We start from the raw sequence: 17695 nt of genomic DNA, 5'->3' as shown, positions 1-17695 counted from the left end.
GGGCCACCCCATCAGCTGGCAAGGTCGCCAACGTCTCATTCAGCGCATCTTGAAGCAAGCCCATGAAATAAAAAGGGAACGTGAAACACGTTCCCTTTTTACAGCCTGTCAGATCACGCGAGGCTTAACTGACTGGCATTGCCCTCACGGGCCCTTTGTCATTCAACGCTCCCTTTTGTCGTCAATGTCTCCTGCTGAGCACCCGCGAATGCAGGCATCTACTGGCGAACCCTAGGCGCAATTCGTCGCATGCGAATTGACAATGCACGGGTTGCCACCTAGCGTGCAACACCTGATTGCCAAAACGACTTGACAGCGCCTCTTGATGCGCTGCAACAGGAGACTTCCCTTGAGCACCACGCCCGCCACCAATCCACTGGGCCAGACCTGGTTCGGTCGATTAGCCAACCTGTCCACCCTCACGCTGTTGATCCTGATTCTGGTCATCAGCACCGGCGAAATGGTGCACGGACAGTTGCTCAAGTTCGGCGAGGTCATGTTCAGCGACCCTGCCCAGAAGGTGCAGTACTTCCTGCTGCGTGCAGATCCCGTGAAGCCCACCTGCAACCCTGAAGTGAATGTGGAGCAGGAGGTCGCGCGTCAGGAAGCCGCCGCGGCCAGTGGCGCCCCGATGAGCGGCACAGGCCAACCCGACGACGTAGACAATCTGTTCGGCGAACGCACGTTCAACGCCACAGCAGTGCGGGAATCGCTCAAGGCGACTGTCGCCAACTGCGTGGAACGCCACGAGGTGTACGAGCACGTCCGTGACCACATCACGCCCTCGCTCAAGTTCTATCGCGGCCTGGAAACCAGCTTCTTCGTGCTGTTCAAGTTCGGCGCGGACAACCGCTCCATGATCCTGCTGATCTTGCTGACAGTGACCGCGGCCTTCACGACCATGGGCTTCCATCACATCAGCCTGCGCCCGGCCCGCTATGCGCGAGACTTCAAGGCCCAGGCCTGGTCGATGACCATCTGCAGCCTGATGATGCTGTACTCATGCGTGCGCTACTACCAGATCTCGGTGGAGTCCGGCATCGAGATCGACGATCCGCGTGTCTACTTCATGTGGATGGTGCTGTTTGCCGTGTTGGCAGCCGTGAGCGCTTACCGAATCGTGCGCCAGCCCCCAAGCCACAACAACCAGGAAGGCACCTGGGCTCGGGCCTTGGAAAGCGTGCCATTGATCGCCAACCTGGGCATCTTCAGCTGCGCCTACTTCTTCCTGCAGGGCCACCCATCGGGGCCCGCCATCTACGCCCACAAGATCCTGGACTTCATCAGCATCCCGCTGGCGCTGGCCCTGCACATCTGGGCGGGCATGCTGTTCAAGCAAAGCCGCCTGGTGGACCTGTTCATGAACATCATGCGGCCGTGGAAGCTGTCGCCTGAAGCGCTCACCTACATCATCTTGCTGGCGGCTGGTCTGCCCACGGCGTATGCAGGCGTATCCAGCGTGTTCGTGATCGCGGCCGGCGCCATCATCTACCACGAGGTGCGTGCGGTTGGCGGCACCAGCCAGTACGCGCTGGCGGCCACGGCCATGTCGGGCTCACTGGGTGTGGTGCTCAGCCCCAGCCTGCTGGTGGTGGGCATCGCAGCCTTGAACCGTCAGGTCACCACAGCCCAGTTGTTCTACTGGGGCGGTTTCGTGTTCGCCTTGACCTCGACGATGTTCTTCATCGCCTCGCAGATCCACCGCCACAACCGCCATCAGCGCGCCCAGGTGGCCTCGCCCAGCGTGGCCATTCCCGCCATGCTGCGCGAGATGAAGGTGGTGATCCCTTATGTGGTGCTGGTCGCGGCCATCGCCATGTTCTACAGCCATGTGCTGGACACGCCTTTCAACGAGATCTCGGCCCCCAGCATCCTGCCCGTCATGATGTTGCTGGTCCTGATCTTTGACAAGAAGATGAGTGCGCGCGAAGAAAGCGCGCGTCAGTTTGCATCGGTGGGGGCTGCTGCCGCCACCCCATCGCATGCTGCCAGCCACGTCCCTGCGGCAGGCAATGCGGATGGCTACCAGCCAGCCTATGCGGCACAGCGCCAGAAGACATCCATCAAGGCCATCGATGCCGCCACGACAGAAACCATCGAGCACGTGGGCTCCTACATCAGCCTGATGCTGTTCACGCAGTTGATCGGCGGCGTGGTCGAACGCTCGGAGATCATGAGCCTCGCACCCCAGGTCTTCCCCAACGTATGGCTGGCCATGGGCTTCCTGGTGGTGGCCAAGGTGATTCTGGGCATGGTGATGGAACCCATGGGCGCCATCTTGTTGGTGTCCAGCACCCTGGCACCCATGGCCTACGCCAACGGCATCGACCCGCTGCACTTCTGGATGATGGTGCTGGTGGCCTTCGAGCTGGGCTATCTGCTGCCGCCTGTGGCCATCAACCAGTTGCTGACCCGACAGGTGGTGGGCGAAGCGGAGATCGACAAATCCGATGCGGAGGTGGCGGGCCAGAGTTTCTACCGCCGCTATGAGCGCTGGATCCTGCCATGCATCGTGATGTCGATCAGCCTGGGCATCGTGGCCTTCGGCCCCTTGCTGGTGCAGCGTGTAGCCTTCTTCCAGCCTATTGCCAACTTGTTCAATTGATGGCACTGACTCGCTCATGTTGCCGTCCCATTCTCTCGACCTGAGTGTTGATCAGGTCAACACACCGGCAACAAGCGACAGCGTTGGGTCCCCGTTTCGTACCTTGCTGCTACCCAATGCGAAGCGCTTGCTGTTGACGACGACCGTGTGGTCGGTCCTGATGGCCCTGTACTCGCGCATCATGGAAGCTCAGGGGGTGGCGGCACCCGACCAATACGGCCTTTGGGTGTACTTGAGCGGCAACCTGGGCGGCGGGCTGATCGTGTTCGCGATGTCCATGAGTGGCTGGTACATCGCGGCCCGGCATTTGTGGTTGCGCAGTGAGGCTGCGCGCAGGCGTTACGCCATGGAAGGCATGTATGCCTTGTTGCCATGGCGGGTGGCACTGCCGCTGCTCACCGTGTTGTGTCTCATGGGCAGCGCCATGTCCTACGGCATCTGGGCGGAGATGGTAGCGCGCACGCAGGAATGGCCCACCCTGCGCGAACAAATGAACCTGGGCAGCAACCTCGCCATCACACTGCTCTACAGCACCGGGGTCTTTTCGATTGACTTCTTCCGCGTGAGGGCCCACATGCTGCGCATCCGCGCCGAGACCGCGCAACGTCTGCACGTGGAAGCACAATTGCAGCGACTGCAGGCCCAGATGGAACCGCACATGCTGTTCAACACCCTGGCCAATCTGCACGCCTTGATCGAGACTCACCCCGACAAGGCACAGGACATGCTGGCGCACCTGATCGACTACCTGCGCGCCACCCTGAGTGCGAGCCGAGCAGCGGTCGCACCCTTGCGCGACGAAATGGCACGTGTGCAGGACTACCTGGCACTGATGAAGATCCGCATGGGCCGTCGCCTGCATGTCCACACGAATGTGCCCGCCGATTTGCTCGATATCGCCGTGCCCCCGATGTTGATACAGCCACTGGTCGAAAACGCCATCAAGCATGGCCTGGATCCTCTGCCTGGTGGCGGCAGCTTGCACATCACCGTCGAGCGGGACCATGACATGCTGAAAATCTGCGTGCGCGATGATGGCCAGGGACTGGAGAAAGCTGGCACCACCCCGAGCAAAAGCGGCTTTGGCCTTCAGTGCGTGCAAGCGCGCTTGCAAACCTGCTATGGATTGAATGCGAGATTGATGCTGGCATCCTCACTCACCGAGCCTGGGCAAGCCCCCGCCCCCACTGGAACAGTGGCCACCTTGTTCCTGCCGATGCAGATGCCTGCAACGTCCGGGATATCGACGCTCTTCACACCATGAACCAAGCGACCGCCCTGATCGCCGAAGACGAGCCCGTCCTGGCGGAAGCGCTGTCGCGTCAACTGCACAAGCTCTGGCCAGACTTGCAGGTGGTGGGCATGGCCAGCGATGGGTTCCAGGCACGCGAAGTGGCGTTGGCACAAACGCCGGACATCCTGTTTCTGGACATTCACATGCCCGGCACGAATGGTCTGGAGGTCGCAGAACAGGTGATCGACGAATGGCCGGTTGAGCGCCCTCTGCCATGGATGGTCTACATCACGGCGTTCGATGAGTATGCCGTCGCCGCCTTTGAAAGGGCGGCCGTGGACTATGTCCTCAAGCCCGTCAGGCCGGAGCGGCTGGCTATCACCTGCCTGCGCCTGCAAGCACTACTGAGTCAACGTCAAGGCGCGGCGAACGATGATGTTGTCGCCAGCAACCTGCTCTCGCTGCGCACGCAGGTCACGCCTCATCAGGAACCCCTGCGTGTCCTCCAGGCTGCAGTGGGTGCATCGGTCTATGTCATTGCGATCGAAGATGTCATCTACTTCGAAGCCGCCGACAAATACGTGCGCATCATCACCAGCAATCGAACGGCAGGGCAGCCCGAGATGCTGATTCGCACCCCCTTGCGCGAGTTGATGCCGCGGCTCGACCAGAGCCTCTTCTGGCAGATCCACCGAGGCCATGTCGTCAATGTGCGAGCGGTCGAGCGCATCAGTCGCCAGCAACAGCGTTTGCGGGTGCATTTGCGAGGCCGCACCGAGACCCTTGATGTGAGCCGCATGTACGCCCATCTGTTCAAGGCCATGTAAACGGCCGACGCATCGCCGCCGGTGGCGACCGCATCTCGCCACTCACGCCGGGCCTGCTGCCATTCGTCGCGCCAGCCTTGCCGGCATGTCGGATCACTTTCAAGATGAGGGCATTCCAAGACTCAGGAGGCCCCATGCGCACCCCACCATCAGGTACCGCCCGCACCCTAGCCGCACTGACCTTGCTCCTTGCTGCAGTGTTCGGCCTCATGAGCCTGAGTTACCCGATCAGCATGCTGCTGGGGCAATGGTCACTGGTCAGCCAGATGACGGCTGCACTGGTGTCGCCGGACTTCGTCATGGGTGACCCCAAAACCTTGCAGCAAGTCATCCACAACTACACCCGAGGCTTCCTGGGCATCAGCGCACACACCACTTTGGGAGGGCTGGCGCTGAGTGCCTGCACCTTGCAATTTCTGCCTGGCCTGCGCCGCCGTTATCCACGCCTGCACCGCGGGGTGGGGATGGTCGCCGTCGCCAGCACGGTGGGCGCGATGATCGGCGCGATGGCCTATCTGTGGATCACACCTGCGGCAGATGCCGTGTCAGGCCAGGCCTTTGCCGCAGCCCTGTGGCTGCAGGCAGCGACCACCCTGCTGGCCTTGGGCCTGGCGGTGAGCAGCATTCGCCGCAGAGAGATCCGGGCGCACATGGGCTGGATGGCCCTGATGATGGCCAGCCTGTTGACCGCGCCCATGCTGCGCCTGGAGGATGTGATGGTCGGGTGGATGCTGCCTTTGAACCTGACCCAGGCCAATGCCGGACTGGCCGTAACCCTGATGCCACAAGCGGTGTGGGTCATGGCCTGGTGGATGCAAGGCGTGGGCAGCACGGACATGCCCTTGCTACCGCCTCAGCCAAGCTTGCCCGCCACCGCGCTGCGCGCCCTGGTCTGGCTGGGCATGGCCACCGTATTGCATGAAGGCCTGCTGGCACCCTGGGGGCTGGATGCACTGGCCCACTGGCGCGGTGCCGATGTGCGTTTGCCTGCCGTATCCGGCCTGTGGGCGCTCAGCACGGCAGCCCTATTGCCCGCCTTGTTGAAAGAGCTGCCCGATGTCCTGCAAGGGCACCCGATGCGCGCCCGAACCCTGCTGCTCATGAGTGCCGCAGCCTGTGGTGCCTTGCTGATTGCCGGGCAGATCAAGGGGCAGAGCCTCAATCACATCGGGCATCGCTTTTACTGGGTGGCCTTTGGCCTCAGCACCCTGGTTTGGAGCATGGCAGGCATGGTCTGGAGAGACAAAAACCGTGCACAAACCAACTGGCGCATCCTGGGCCTGATGAATGGGCTCACGCCCACCGTGTGGCTGCCTTTTGCACTCACATTGGGGTTGACGGGCTGGTCAGCCGCCACCATCACGACGGGCGTGGTCACACTGAGCTGGGGCATGTTCGCCTGGCACGGCTTTGTGACCGCCTTTGGCATGCCCATGCCGGGCGTGCCGGCCACCACCCCACAAACCGGCGAATCCTTGGCCTGACATGTGATTTTCCGCTGGGCGAAAGCAGATGCTGCGGCACAATCTGGCTCCTTGATCGGGCTTCGCTGCGAGGCCCTACCGGAGTCTCTACAACATGCCCGTCAACCTGACAGCCCCCCTTCCTTCCGATCTGCACCCCGTGCCCGGCGTCAAGCTGGGCATCACCATGGCGGGCGTACGCAAGGCCAATCGCCGTGACCTGACCGTCCTCACCCTGGACGAAGGCAGCGCCGTGGCCGGCGTGTTCACCAAAAACCGTTTCTGTGCCGCCCCCGTGCAGCTGTGCCGTGAACGCCTGGCGGCCAGCAGCGAGATCCGCGCTCTGTTGATCAACACCGGCAACGCCAATGCCGGCACCGGCGAAGACGGCCTGGTGCGTGCGCGCTCGACCACCATTGCCCTGGCCCGCCAGTTGCACATCTCACCCGAACAGATCCTGCCGTTTTCGACCGGCGTGATCATGGAGACCCTGCCGGTTGACCGCATCGAAGCCGGCCTGGCTGGTGCCATTGCCGATCTGAAGGCCGACAACTGGGCCGTGGCCGCCGAAGGCATCATGACCACGGATACCCTGCCCAAGGGTGCCTCGAAGCAGATCACCATCGGCGGGCAGACCGTGACCATCACCGGCATCAGCAAGGGCGCCGGCATGATCAAGCCCAATATGGCCACCATGCTGGGCTACGTGGCCACCGATGCCAACATCGCCCCCGGCTTGCTGCAAGCCCTGGTGACCGAAGCGGCCAACGCCTCGTTCAACCGCATCACCATCGATGGCGACACCTCCACGAACGACTCCTTCGTGCTGATCGCCACGCGCAAGGCCGCGCACGCCGAGATCACCGACCTGAACAGCGCCGACGGCCAGGCTCTGCGCACCGCCGTGATCGCCGTGTCGCAGCAACTGGCCCAGGCCATCGTGCGTGACGGTGAAGGTGCCACCAAGTTCATCACCATCACCGTGGAAGGTGGTCGCGATGAAGACGAATGCGCCAAGGCTGCCTACGCCATTGCGCACTCGCCCCTGGTCAAGACCGCCTTCTTCGCCAGCGACCCCAATCTGGGCCGCATCCTGGCCGCCGTGGGCTATGCGGGCATCGACGATCTGGACCAGAGCCTGATCGAGCTGCACCTGGACGACGTGCACGTGGTGACCAAGGGTGGCCGCCGCCCAGAGTACCGCGAAGAAGATGGCCAGCGCGTGATGAAGCAGTCCGAGATCACGATTCGCGTTGGCCTGGCGCGCGGCACGGCCAGGACCACGGTGTGGACCTGCGACCTGTCGCACGAGTACGTGACCATCAACGCCGACTACCGCAGCTGATCTTGCGATGATGGGCCGTCAGTGGCGATGCCCTATCACCACTGACGACGCCTATTGACCACTCGTCTTCTGGCGCTTGCATCTGGACGGGGAGAGCCTAAGGTGGCCTCTCCGTTGAACTTTCCAGAAAGCACGCCATGCGTCAACAAACCCTGCATTTCCTTGCATCCTGGGCGGCGGGAGCGGCCCTGTGCAGTTCGGCCAATGCCGACACCGTCGCCACCGCCTCGCCACCCATCGTTCAAACCAGCCAAGGCGCCATCAGCGGCAAACTGCTCAATGCGGTTCGCACCTATCTGGGCATTCCCTATGCGGCACCGCCGGTAGGCGAGCTGCGCTGGCAATCCCCCCAGGCGCCTGCGGCGTGGAGCGGCACGCGCGACGGCTCGGCATTTGGCCAGCGTTGCGCACAGCCGCTGAGCATCGTCTCACCCGAGTCGGTCAACGAAGACTGCCTGTTCCTGAACGTCCACGTGCCCGACGACATCGGCAGCAGCAAACTGCCCGTGATGGTCTGGATTCACGGCGGCGCCTTCCTGTCAGGCTCTGCGGCTGACTACGACATGACCACACTGGCTCGCAAAGGGCGGGCTGTTGTCGTATCCATCAACTACCGCGTCGGTGCGTTCGGCTTCTTTCGCCAGCCGGAGCTGGCCGCCCAGAACGTGTCGCCCAACCTGGGGCTGCAGGACCAGCAAGCCGCGTTGCGCTGGGTTCAATCGCAGATCAGCCAGTTCGGCGGTGACCCCTCACGCGTGACCATCTTTGGGCACTCAGCAGGCGGTGCGAGCACCTGCCTGCACCTGGTATCCCCTCAATCCAAAGACCTGTTTCACCGCGCCATTGCCCAAAGCGGCCCATGCAATCTGCTGACTGACGCCACCCCCACGTCCATGGAAGCCCAATCGGTCGCACTGGGTGCCAAACTGGGTTGCGCTGAAGGCCCCGGCCAACTCGCATGCATGCGCCAAAAGAGCGCCGAGGAAATCATGCGCGCATCGGTACCCAACGGCAACGAGATCAATGGCGTCAACATCCGCTGGACGCCCGTGCAGGACGGCCTCACCCTGACCGGCAACCCGGCCAGACAAGTGAGGGATGGCCAGTTCAACCGTGTGCCCGTGATCATCGGCACCACGCACGACGAAGGCAGATTGTTCGTGGGTGCCGAATACCATCAGGCCAACCAGTGGTTTGTGACCAGAGCCGACGTCAATGCCTACGTCAACAAGATCGCAGGCAGTGACACCGCCCTGGCCAAGAAGCTGACCAGCACCTACTCCTTCTGGCACTACGGCACACTCGACAAGGCCTTCAGCGCCATGCTGACAGATTACTTCTTTTCATGTGGCGCCATGGCCGATACGGAAGCCTTGTCACGCTACGTCCCGACCTTCAACTACGAGTTCACTGAACCCAACTCGCCCGCACCGACAGACCCATTGATGGCATTGGGCGCCTTCCACGGTGCTGAGTTGACCTTCCTGTTCCAGCGCAACATGATTGCCACGCCAACACCGCTTCCGCCACTCAATGCGGCGCAGCAAAGACTGGCAGATCTGATGGTGCGCTATTGGGGCCGGTTTGCCGCCACAGGCAACCCCAACACTTTCCTGCCCCCTTACTGGCCGGCATTCCAGGCTCAGCGCCCCAGCTCGCTGAAACTCGACAGCAGCGGCATCTCGGTTTTCGGTTCCCCTGCTTTCAAAAAGGACCACCAATGCGACCTGTATGAGCGGCTCTGAGTGCACCGTACTTCACTCTCAAGAAAAGCTCGACCAGGGGCTTGAAAAGCCGCCACACAGCCGCATATCGATGAATAAGGTCAGCGCGGATTCGCAAGAACACCTACAATGACCTACTTTCTCCTGGGGCCGACCTGGTTTCGACGTGGGTGCGGATTCGGGACAGGGCATGTCGAGGACCAGCCACCTCGTAAATCCATCTGGAAACAAACTAACTGCAAACGACGAATCGTTCGCACTCGCCGCTTAACACCGGTGAGCCTCACAACAGTTGGCCTATGGGCTGTGCTGATGTCGCAAGACTGAAGTAGTGAGGTCATTCACATAGGCTGGGTCTGAGCCGGGTCACTCGGTTCAGGTCGAGATTCAGTGACTGGCTAATCTGGTAGCGTGCCGCTGCGCGATCAGGTTGGCGAGATTCAAATCAGACGGCTACACATGTAGATCTGCTCGATGATGGCTTACGGACGGGGGTTCAATTCCCCCCGGCTCCACCAAATACGATGCCCAACTGCCCATGCAGTTGGGCATTTTTCATGTCCAGCAAATGCGCCTGGAACACCTTGGCAATGGGTGACAACTGCTTGCCCTTGAGCCGAACCACATGCCAGTTCGACTCGATGGGAAAGCCTTGCACATCCAGCACAGACACACCGTGCTCGGCAGACTGCCCGTGCAAGGCGTGGCTGGAGATGACGGAAATCCCCAGATCACCTGCAACGGCCTCCTTGATCGCCTCATTGCTGCCCAACTCCAGACGCAGGTTGGGCTTGAAGCGCTGGCGCTTGAAATACGCGTCAACGGTCATCCGAGTGCCGGACCCGCGCTCTCTCAGAATAAAACGCAGCTTGCTCAAATCCTCCAGCGTGAGGTCTCGCTGTTGGGCCAGCGGATGCGAGTTGGCCGCGATCAACACCAGGGGATTGGGCATGAAGACCTGATCCTCCAGGTCGATGTCGGCAGGTGGTGTGGACATGATGTAGAGATCGTCCTGGTTGTCGCGCAGCCGCTGCACGACGCCATCGCGGTTCAACACCTCCAGGGAAATGTCGATCTCGGGATACCGGGCGCAGAAAGTACCGAGCAGACGCGGCACGAAGTATTTGGCTGTACTGACCACCGCCACCCTGAGCTTGCCGCGTGTCAACCCTTTGGTGGCGTCGATGCGCTGCGAGAACGCGGCCCACTCGTCCACCATCGCTCTGGCCGTCCTGGCCAGATCCCGACCCGCATCGGTCAGGTGCACCCGTTTGGAAATCACCTCGTAAAGCGGTACCCCCACGGCATCGGTCACCTCCTTCAGCTGCATGGAGGCGGTGGGCTGAGTGACATGGCATTCGCGGGCCGCACGACTGACGCTGCCCGTATCGGCCAGCGCCAGGAACAGCCGAAGCTGCCGGAAGGTGACATTCATAGATTTATATCTATGTATTGATAGACAAGAATCGATTTTACTTGATTGATGACTATCCCTAGCATGGGCGCACCAAGGAGTACACCCATGCATAACCTGCTCGACCCGGCCATCCTGTTTTTCGTGTTTGGCGTGGTGGCGGGCGCGCTCAAGTCCAATCTGGAGATTCCCCCCGCGATCTCCAAATTCCTGTCGCTGTACCTCTTGATGGCCCTGGGCCTCAAAGGGGGCTTCGCACTCGCGCATACCGGCCTGAATGCCGAGGTCGCCATCGCCTTGTTGGCGGCGATGCTGATGGCCTTCCTCGTTCCGGTCATCGGGTATCAACTGCTCAAGAAGCTGGTCCGTCCGTTTGACGCCGTGGCCATCTCTGCGTGTTACGGCTCGGTCAGCGCGGTGACCTTCGTGACCGCCATGCAGTACCTCGAAACACAGCAACTGAGCCCAGGCGGGCACATGACCGTGGCCTTGGTGCTCATGGAGTCTCCCGCCATCATCGTGAGCGTGGTGCTGGCCAATAACGTGAGGCAAGCGACTGGCGCCCCCGGCACAGGAACATCCATGGGCAAGATCCTGCACGAATCCTTCACGGACGGTGCGCTCTTGCTGCTCATGGGTTCGATGGTGATCGGCTACCTCAGTGGCGATACCGGCAAGGCCATGATGGCGCCATTTTCCATCGATCTGTTCAAGGGCATGCTGGCCTTCTTCCTGCTGAACATGGGCCTGCTGGTGGCCCGCAATATCGGCAGCATCAAGGACAAATCACCCTTGCTGATGGCTTACGCGGTGCTGGGGCCACTGTGCCATGCCGCCATCGCGCTGGGGGTGTCCGCGCTGCTGCAGCTCCCCGTCGCCGACGCTGCACTGCTGATGGTGCTGTCGGCCAGCGCCTCCTACATCGTGGTGCCGGCTGCGCTGCGCTACGCCATCCCGGAGGCCAACCCCTCGCTGTACTTCGGCCTGTCCTTGGGCGTCACCTTTCCCTTGAACATCCTGTTTGGCATCCCTTTGTACACCGAGATTGCCAGGCAAGTTCAGGCTTAAGGGTGCACCTCAAAGCGAAATCTTGACGAACACAAATTCTGGAATGTGCTTGATGATCAGCATGATGAAACGCCAGAACCCTGGCGTATAGACCACCGCACGACCCTTGTCGATCGCCTGGCTGATATCACGCGCCACCTGATCGGGCTTGGCCCACAGGGCGCCCTTCTTGAGGTGGGCCGTCATGGGGGTGTCCACAAAGCCAGGCTTGATGGTGACCACGTGCACGCCGTTCTTGGCCAGGCGCTGGCGCAGGCCTGAGGCGAATGCGCTGACGAGTGCCTTGGCACTGCCGTACACGTAGTTGCTCTGGCGGCCACGATCACCAGCCACGGAAGAGATCACAGCGATGGCACCACGCCCTTGTGCTGCCAGTTGCTCACCCGCGATCGACATCAAGGCCACCACGGAGGTGCCATTGGTGGCAATTTCACCCAAGGCGTAGGCCACATCGGTTTGGGCCCGTTCCTGGTCGGACAGCGTGCCGTGCGCGATCAGCACGGTGTCGAGCCCGTCCATGAAGCGCGTGGCATCGGCCAGCAAGGCGGCATGTTGTGCAAAGTCGGTGGCATCAAACACCTTGGTGCCCACGCGCTGCGCGCCCCGCGTCTTCAGGTCATCGGCAATCGACTTCAGCTGTTTGTCATTGCGCGCAGCCAGGAACAGCTGATCGCCACGTTGCGCCCACAGGCGTGCACAGGCTTCAGCCATGGCCGAGGTGGCCCCCACGATGAGGATTTTTCTCATGATTGCTCCATGACCCGCCGCCACATACCGGAGCTGAAGCGCGGGTCGACATACGATTTGAATTCCGACCAGCGTGGATAACCGGCCTTGAAGATGGTGGCGCCCATGCGCCCGTCCTTGGCCGGGTACAGGCGACCACCTGCGTCCAGCACGATGCGGTCAAGCTGATCGAACAGCTTGAACAGGCGCGGCCCCTGATTGGGGAAGTCCAGCGCCAGGGTGATGCCAGGCTCGGGGAAGGACAACATGCCACGTGATGCCGGCTGCCCGAACTGTTTGAGCACCGCCAGGAAGGAGCCCATGCCGCTGGCTGCAATGGTCTCCAGCAGTTGCCGTGTGGCGGGCAGCGCTCGCTCGGGTGGTACCACGCACTGGTACTGATAAAAGCCCTTGGGGCCGTAGATGCGGTTCCACTCGCGCAAGGCGTCCAGCGGATAGAAGAACGGCCGGTAGTGTTGCAGGCTGCGCACCACGTCCTCACGCTGCTTGTTGAAGTACAGCGTATTGAAGGACTTCAATGACAAGGTGTTGATCAGAGAGATGGGCGGCGTCAGTGGCACGCGCAAGCAGGGCTCGGCCACGCCATTGGGCAAGCCAGGCGGCAAAAGACGCGTATCCAGCACGGCCGGCGCATGGTTGCCCCGGTTGAACAGTCCCCGGCCCAGACGCTTGCCAGTGACAGCGCAATCGATCCACGACACCGTGTATTCGAAATCACGCTCTGACGCCGTGCTCAGCTCGAAGAACTCTTCGAGGCTGCGAAAACGGATGGACTCGGTATCCAGAAAAGGATTGGCCACACGCTTGAGCTGGATCTCGGCCCAGGTGATCAAGCCAGTCAAACCCAGCCCCCCGATCGTGGCCGCATACCAGTCGGCGTTTTCCTGGGGGCTGCACACCATGCGCGTGCCATCAGAGCGCAGCAACTCAAACTGCAGCACATGGTTGCCAAACGAGCCGGCCACATGGTGGTTCTTGCCATGCACATCGTTGGCCATGGCACCCCCTACCGTCACGAACTGTGTGCCGGGTGTGACCGGCAGGAACCAGCCTTGCGGCAAGACCAGCTGAATGATGGTCGACAGCAGCACCCCGGCTTCGCACCGCAACAAACCCGTGGCCGGATCAAAGTGAATGAAGCGATCCAGTTGCCCAGCCAGCAGCAAGGCGCCACCGGGGTTGAGGTTGCTGTCACCGTAGCTGCGGCCATGGCCGAAGGGCAACACGGACTGACCGTCCGCCGGAATGGGCAGGGCCTGATGGCGACTGCTCAACCCGAGCATGAGATGCGGCTCACGCAGCACACGGCCCCAGGAGACTACGGTCTGCGTGTTCATGACAGTTCGATCAGACGGCCAGCCACAGCACTGCTGCCGCCACCAGACCAGTCAGAAGGCTGACCTTGTCCTTCAAGGCATAGACCAACGGATCGTCATGCATCTGGCCACGGTGTGTCTGCATCCAGATGCGGCTGATCCAGTACAGCATCACCGGCACCAGCGCCCACGCCATCTTGGGGTGCTTGTACAGCACGCTGATATCGGGCGAGTTAACGTACAGCGCCAGCACCAGGATGCTGAGGTAGCCAGAAGCACCACCCAGGCTTTGCAGCAAGGCCAGATCTTCCACCTGATAGCCGCGCCCCTTGGCTTTAAGCTTGCCTTGCTGACGCATGACATACAACTCCGCATAGCGCTTGACAATGGCCAGGCTCAGGAAAATGAAGATCGCGAACATCAGCAGCCAGAAGGACAAGGCGATGCCTGTGGCTGCCGCACCCGCCACGATCCGAACCGTGTACAGGCCAGCCAGCGCCAGCACGTCAATCATCACCAGTTGCTTGAGGCCAAACGAATAGGCCAATGTGGCCACGTAATAGGCTGCCAGCACCAGCATGAACTTCACAGGCAGCAAGCAGGCCAAGCCGATGGCCACCAGCAGCAGCGCAGGCGCCGCCACCAGGCCAAACAACAAACTGAGTTGCCCGGCCGCAAACGGGCGCTTGCACTTGCTGTGATGTTGACGGTCTGCAGCCAGATCCAGCATGTCATTGAGCAGGTACACGGAAGAGGCGCACAGGCTGAAGGCCAGGAAGGCCAGCAGGCTGTTGACCAAGGCCTGCCCCTCAGCCAGCTGATGCGCGGCAGCAACCGGTACAAAGATCAAGGCATTCTTGGCCCACTGGTGCACGCGCAGCGCTTTGAGAATGACCTTCAAGCCTCCTGGCATGGGCGCAATGGCGTGCTCGACCGTGGTCACTTCGCCTGCGGCAGTGACCAGCGCCGTACCCGCATTCACGACGATCGCGGCGCGCGCATGGCGCCACACTGCCAGATCCACCTTTTCGTTGCCGCAATAGTCAAAGCCCTTTTCACCGAAGCGCTTGACCAGCTCGGCTGCCTTGTTGCTGCCAGACAGGTTCAACTGACCATCGCTGGCCATCACGCCATCGAAGAACCCGACGTGATCGGCCACGGCCTGAGCCAGTCGGCTGTCAGAGGCCGTGCACAACCACACCGCCCGGCCCTGCTCCTTCTGGCTGCGCAGCCAGTCCAGCAAGGGCTTGGTGTAGGGCAAGGCGCTGCCTTCCAGTTGCACACGGCTGGCGATTTGCTGCTTGAGTCTGGCCTTGCCCTGCATCAGCCAGAACGGCACCAGCAGCAGGTACAGAGGATTGCGCTTGATCAGCAACAGGAAGGACTCGAGCAGGAGATCGCTGTGAATCAGCGTGCCATCCAGATCGACGCACAAGGGAACCGCTTTGGTCATAGAAGAACTCGTCACAGATTTCCGGGATCACGCAAGCACCACACACAGATCCACCCAATGAGCACGGCCAGCCACAGCGTCAGCAAACGACAGACAAGCGTCAGAAGGATCGCCTGGGCCAGCGAGTACCCGTGCGCTACCAGCAAGGCCGTCATCACAGTCTCGGTACTGCCCAATCCGCCAGGCAGAAAAGACAGCGCTCCCACGATGATGGCAATGGAATAAGCCCCCACGGCACCGAGCAAGGAAATTCGATCGGGCGCTACGGCATCGGCCAGCAACTTGAGCCCGACCGCCTCGGCCCCCCAGGCCAGGAGCCCCAGCATCAGGCCGCTGGCCAGGATGCCAGGCGAGAGGAACTGCTTGGCGTTGGCCAACATGTTGGCCACTGTCCGGATCGCTTTCACGAGCGCGCCATGAGGTCGCTGATCCAGCCGCCCAACAACCAACGGCCAGGGCACCAGGGCCACCGCAGCCAGCAGACTGGCCACCAAGGCCAGCGCCAACCAGAGGAAGGACTGATAAGACTGCAACTCGGCCAGCACCGCCGACGCCAGCACGATCATGGCCAGAAGGTCCAGCAGGCGCTCCACAAAGAACGCACCCGTCACCTGCGTCATGGAAATGCCCTTGGGCTGGTAGTAGCGCCCGCGCACCATTTCCCCCAGCTTGCCAGGCGACAGGGTGAAAGCGAACCCGGACATGAAGGTCAGCGCCACAAAGCGCCACGGCAGCACATGCCCCAGTCGATTCAGATACAGGCGCCAGCGAACGACCCGCAAGGCGTAGTTCCACAGCGACAAGACCGTGGCAGCCGCAATGGCCATCCAGCCCGACGCCAGCGGTGCCAGATCAATCTGTGCGATGTCTCGTCGGAACCCGACCACGCACCAGACTGCAAAGGCAACCAGCAAACCATAAGTCAGGACACGGCGCCACAGTGGCACGGCAACAGCGGCCACGGGATCAAGTGCGTTTTGGACCATCCCGGGATTATCTATGCCCGTTATAGACGCACCATCTGGGTTTCACTCAGCACCGGTCAGAATCCCTCAAATAGGGAGCCTGGGCATCCTTGGGGGCAAGGGTTACCTCCAAGCCGTGGAGGGGCCATTCGATGCCAATGTCGGGATCATTCCAACGGATCGCGCGCTCGCAGTCCTTGGCATAGAAGTCGGTGGTCTTGTAGAGGAAGTGGGTTTCGTCCTGCAAAGTCAGGAACCCATGCGCGAAGCCCTCGGGCACCCACAACTGGCGCTTGTTCTCTGCCGTGAGCTCAACGCCAGCCCACTGACCGAATGTGGCCGATCCCTTGCGAATGTCCACAGCCACATCGAACGCAGCCCCCTTGACCACACGCACCAATTTGCCCTGGGCATGCGGAGGCAACTGGAAGTGCAGGCCACGCAGCACGCCAGCCTTGCTGCAGGAATGGTTGTCCTGCACGAAGGGGCGCGGCACGGGCAAGCCCAGACTGATCAACTCGGTCTCGAAACGAAGCCGATTGAAACTCTCCATGAACCAACCCCGATCGTCGCCGAACACGGCCGGCTCGATGATCACAACCTCAGGGATACGGGTAGGAATGAGCTTCATGGGAGTCAATAAATCTTGTCGTTGATGACCTTGAGCAGATATTGCCCGTAGCCGTTCTTGAGCATGGGCTGAGCCAGCTTCTGCACTTGCTCGGCTGTGATCCAGCCTGAACGGAAGGCAATCTCCTCAGGGCATGCCACCTTCAGCCCCTGGCGCTTCTCCAGCGTGGCGATGAACTGCCCGGCATCCAGCAGGCTGTCGTGCGTGCCGGTGTCGAGCCAGGCAAAGCCTCGCCCCATGATCTCGACGTTCAATTGGCCTTGCGCCAGGTAACGCGCATTGACGTCGGTGATCTCCAGTTCGCCACGCGGGCTGGGCTTGATATCGGCGGCGATGTCGCAAACCTGCTTGTCATAGAAATACAGGCCCGTGACCGCATAGTTGCTCTTCGGCGCCTTGGGCTTTTCTTCGATGCTCAAGGCTTGGTACTTCTCGTTGAAGTCCACTACACCGTAACGTTCTGGATCGTTGACATGATAGGCGAACACACTAGCGCCCTCATCGCGGCTGGCAGCACTGTTGAGCAGGCGCTGCAGATCGTGGCCGTAGTAGATGTTATCACCCAGCACGAGTGCGCTGGGGTTGTTGCCCACGAAGTCGCGCCCCAGGATGAATGCCTGCGCCAGACCGTCCGGGCTGGGTTGCACGCAATAGCTCATGTTCAGACCCCACTGGCTGCCATCGCCCAGGAGAGCTTCGAAACGAGGTGTATCTTGCGGCGTGCTGATCAGCAGAATGTCGCGGATGCCGGCCAGCATCAGAGTGCTGAGCGGGTAATAGACCATGGGCTTGTCGTACACAGGCAGCAATTGCTTGCTGATGGCCAGCGTGGCCGGGTGAAGCCGCGTGCCGGAGCCACCTGCCAGGATGATGCCCTTGCGTGCATTGCGGGAGGTCATGGGT

The 17695-nt window shown here is 61.4% G+C and carries 14 protein-coding genes and 1 other RNA gene; 8 read left to right on the top strand and 7 right to left on the bottom strand.

Annotated features, from left to right (window positions below; all coding sequences use genetic code 11):
• Positions 1-349 precede the first annotated feature (349 nt).
• The 7 genes from HY836_RS11750 to ssrA all read left to right on the top strand — a co-directional run bounded on the left by HY836_RS11750 (position 350) and on the right by ssrA (position 9716).
• Complete coding sequence (locus HY836_RS11750; RefSeq protein ID WP_290676339.1) at positions 350-2605, top strand: TRAP transporter large permease subunit; 2256 nt, start codon at positions 350-352, stop codon at positions 2603-2605.
• A 16-nt stretch (positions 2606-2621) separates the two neighbouring features.
• Positions 2622-3869 carry a sensor histidine kinase gene (locus HY836_RS11745; RefSeq protein WP_290676338.1) on the top strand — a complete coding sequence of 416 codons (1248 nt, stop codon included), beginning with the start codon at positions 2622-2624 and terminating at the stop codon, positions 3867-3869.
• Complete coding sequence (locus HY836_RS11740; RefSeq protein WP_290676337.1) at positions 3866-4666, top strand: LytTR family DNA-binding domain-containing protein; 801 nt, start codon at positions 3866-3868, stop codon at positions 4664-4666. The genes HY836_RS11745 and HY836_RS11740 overlap by 4 nt, the downstream gene beginning before the upstream one ends.
• A 134-nt stretch (positions 4667-4800) precedes the next feature.
• Entirely contained in the window at positions 4801-6150 is a 1350-nt protein-coding gene (locus HY836_RS11735) for a DUF2306 domain-containing protein (RefSeq protein WP_290676336.1), read from the top strand.
• A 94-nt stretch (positions 6151-6244) separates the two neighbouring features.
• Positions 6245-7474 (top strand): bifunctional glutamate N-acetyltransferase/amino-acid acetyltransferase ArgJ, encoded by a 1230-nt coding sequence (gene argJ, locus HY836_RS11730; RefSeq protein ID WP_290676335.1) that lies wholly within the window; start codon positions 6245-6247, stop codon positions 7472-7474.
• A gap of 137 nt (positions 7475-7611) precedes the next feature.
• The gene (locus tag HY836_RS11725; RefSeq protein WP_290676334.1) at positions 7612-9219 is read left to right on the top strand and encodes a carboxylesterase/lipase family protein; all 1608 of its coding nucleotides are present in this window, start codon (positions 7612-7614) and stop codon (positions 9217-9219) included.
• Positions 9220-9344: 125 nt separating this feature from the next.
• Positions 9345-9716: a transfer-messenger RNA gene (gene ssrA / locus HY836_RS11720) on the top strand.
• Here ssrA and HY836_RS11715 read toward each other — a convergent pair.
• On the bottom strand, positions 9695-10633 hold the full coding sequence (locus HY836_RS11715) for a LysR family transcriptional regulator (protein WP_290676333.1): 939 nt from the start codon (positions 10631-10633) through the stop codon (positions 9695-9697). The two genes, ssrA and HY836_RS11715, sit on opposite strands and share 22 nt — an antisense overlap.
• 87 nt (positions 10634-10720) lie before the next feature.
• On the opposite strand from HY836_RS11715, the gene HY836_RS11710 reads away from it, so the two are divergent.
• The gene (locus HY836_RS11710) at positions 10721-11680 is read left to right on the top strand and encodes a sodium-dependent bicarbonate transport family permease (protein WP_290676332.1); all 960 of its coding nucleotides are present in this window, start codon (positions 10721-10723) and stop codon (positions 11678-11680) included.
• A gap of 9 nt (positions 11681-11689) precedes the next feature.
• Here the strand turns inward: HY836_RS11710 and HY836_RS11705 are convergent, their stop codons facing one another.
• Genes HY836_RS11705 through rfbA form a run of 6 tightly spaced genes read right to left on the bottom strand, consistent with a single transcriptional unit; the run spans position 11690 to position 17691 of the window.
• On the bottom strand, positions 11690-12427 hold the full coding sequence (locus tag HY836_RS11705) for an SDR family oxidoreductase (protein ID WP_290676331.1): 738 nt from the start codon (positions 12425-12427) through the stop codon (positions 11690-11692).
• Complete coding sequence (locus HY836_RS11700; protein WP_290676330.1) at positions 12424-13764, bottom strand: FAD-binding oxidoreductase; 1341 nt, start codon at positions 13762-13764, stop codon at positions 12424-12426. Before HY836_RS11700 ends, HY836_RS11705 begins: the two co-directional genes overlap by 4 nt.
• Positions 13765-13774: 10 nt before the next feature.
• Complete coding sequence (locus HY836_RS11695; protein ID WP_290676329.1) at positions 13775-15196, bottom strand: UbiA family prenyltransferase; 1422 nt, start codon at positions 15194-15196, stop codon at positions 13775-13777.
• Positions 15197-15207: 11 nt separating this feature from the next.
• The gene (locus HY836_RS11690; RefSeq protein WP_290676328.1) at positions 15208-16182 is read right to left on the bottom strand and encodes a lysylphosphatidylglycerol synthase transmembrane domain-containing protein; all 975 of its coding nucleotides are present in this window, start codon (positions 16180-16182) and stop codon (positions 15208-15210) included.
• Positions 16183-16228: 46 nt separating this feature from the next.
• Positions 16229-16792: a dTDP-4-dehydrorhamnose 3,5-epimerase gene (gene rfbC / locus HY836_RS11685; RefSeq protein ID WP_290676327.1), complete on the bottom strand. Its 564-nt coding sequence runs from the start codon at positions 16790-16792 to the stop codon at positions 16229-16231.
• Positions 16793-16797: 5 nt separating this feature from the next.
• Positions 16798-17691, bottom strand: coding sequence for a glucose-1-phosphate thymidylyltransferase RfbA (gene rfbA, locus HY836_RS11680; protein WP_290676326.1), 894 nt, complete (start codon positions 17689-17691; stop codon positions 16798-16800).
• Positions 17692-17695 lie beyond the last annotated feature (4 nt).

This window comes from Aquabacterium sp., from assembly GCF_016234775.1.
Lineage (GTDB): Bacteria > Pseudomonadota > Gammaproteobacteria > Burkholderiales > Burkholderiaceae_C > Aquabacterium.
The sequence above is the reverse complement of the archived record's forward strand: the minus strand, read 5'-3'. Positions and strand labels throughout refer to the sequence as shown.

What these genes read in the sequence shown, in the direction of transcription:
- HY836_RS11745 (WP_290676338.1), top strand. Translation starts at nt 2,622, where the DNA reads ATGTTGCCGTCCCATTCTCTCGACCTGAGTGTTGATCAGGTCAACACA.
- HY836_RS11740 (WP_290676337.1), top strand. Translation starts at nt 3,866, where the DNA reads ATGAACCAAGCGACCGCCCTGATCGCCGAAGACGAGCCCGTCCTGGCG.
- HY836_RS11735 (WP_290676336.1), top strand. Translation starts at nt 4,801, where the DNA reads ATGCGCACCCCACCATCAGGTACCGCCCGCACCCTAGCCGCACTGACC.
- argJ (WP_290676335.1), top strand. Translation starts at nt 6,245, where the DNA reads ATGCCCGTCAACCTGACAGCCCCCCTTCCTTCCGATCTGCACCCCGTG.
- HY836_RS11725 (WP_290676334.1), top strand. Translation starts at nt 7,612, where the DNA reads ATGCGTCAACAAACCCTGCATTTCCTTGCATCCTGGGCGGCGGGAGCG.
- HY836_RS11715 (WP_290676333.1), bottom strand. Translation starts at nt 10,633, where the DNA reads ATGAATGTCACCTTCCGGCAGCTTCGGCTGTTCCTGGCGCTGGCCGAT.
- HY836_RS11710 (WP_290676332.1), top strand. Translation starts at nt 10,721, where the DNA reads ATGCATAACCTGCTCGACCCGGCCATCCTGTTTTTCGTGTTTGGCGTG.
- HY836_RS11705 (WP_290676331.1), bottom strand. Translation starts at nt 12,427, where the DNA reads ATGAGAAAAATCCTCATCGTGGGGGCCACCTCGGCCATGGCTGAAGCC.
- HY836_RS11700 (WP_290676330.1), bottom strand. Translation starts at nt 13,764, where the DNA reads ATGAACACGCAGACCGTAGTCTCCTGGGGCCGTGTGCTGCGTGAGCCG.
- HY836_RS11695 (WP_290676329.1), bottom strand. Translation starts at nt 15,196, where the DNA reads ATGACCAAAGCGGTTCCCTTGTGCGTCGATCTGGATGGCACGCTGATT.
- HY836_RS11690 (WP_290676328.1), bottom strand. Translation starts at nt 16,182, where the DNA reads ATGGTCCAAAACGCACTTGATCCCGTGGCCGCTGTTGCCGTGCCACTG.
- rfbC (WP_290676327.1), bottom strand. Translation starts at nt 16,792, where the DNA reads ATGAAGCTCATTCCTACCCGTATCCCTGAGGTTGTGATCATCGAGCCG.
- rfbA (WP_290676326.1), bottom strand. Translation starts at nt 17,691, where the DNA reads ATGACCTCCCGCAATGCACGCAAGGGCATCATCCTGGCAGGTGGCTCC.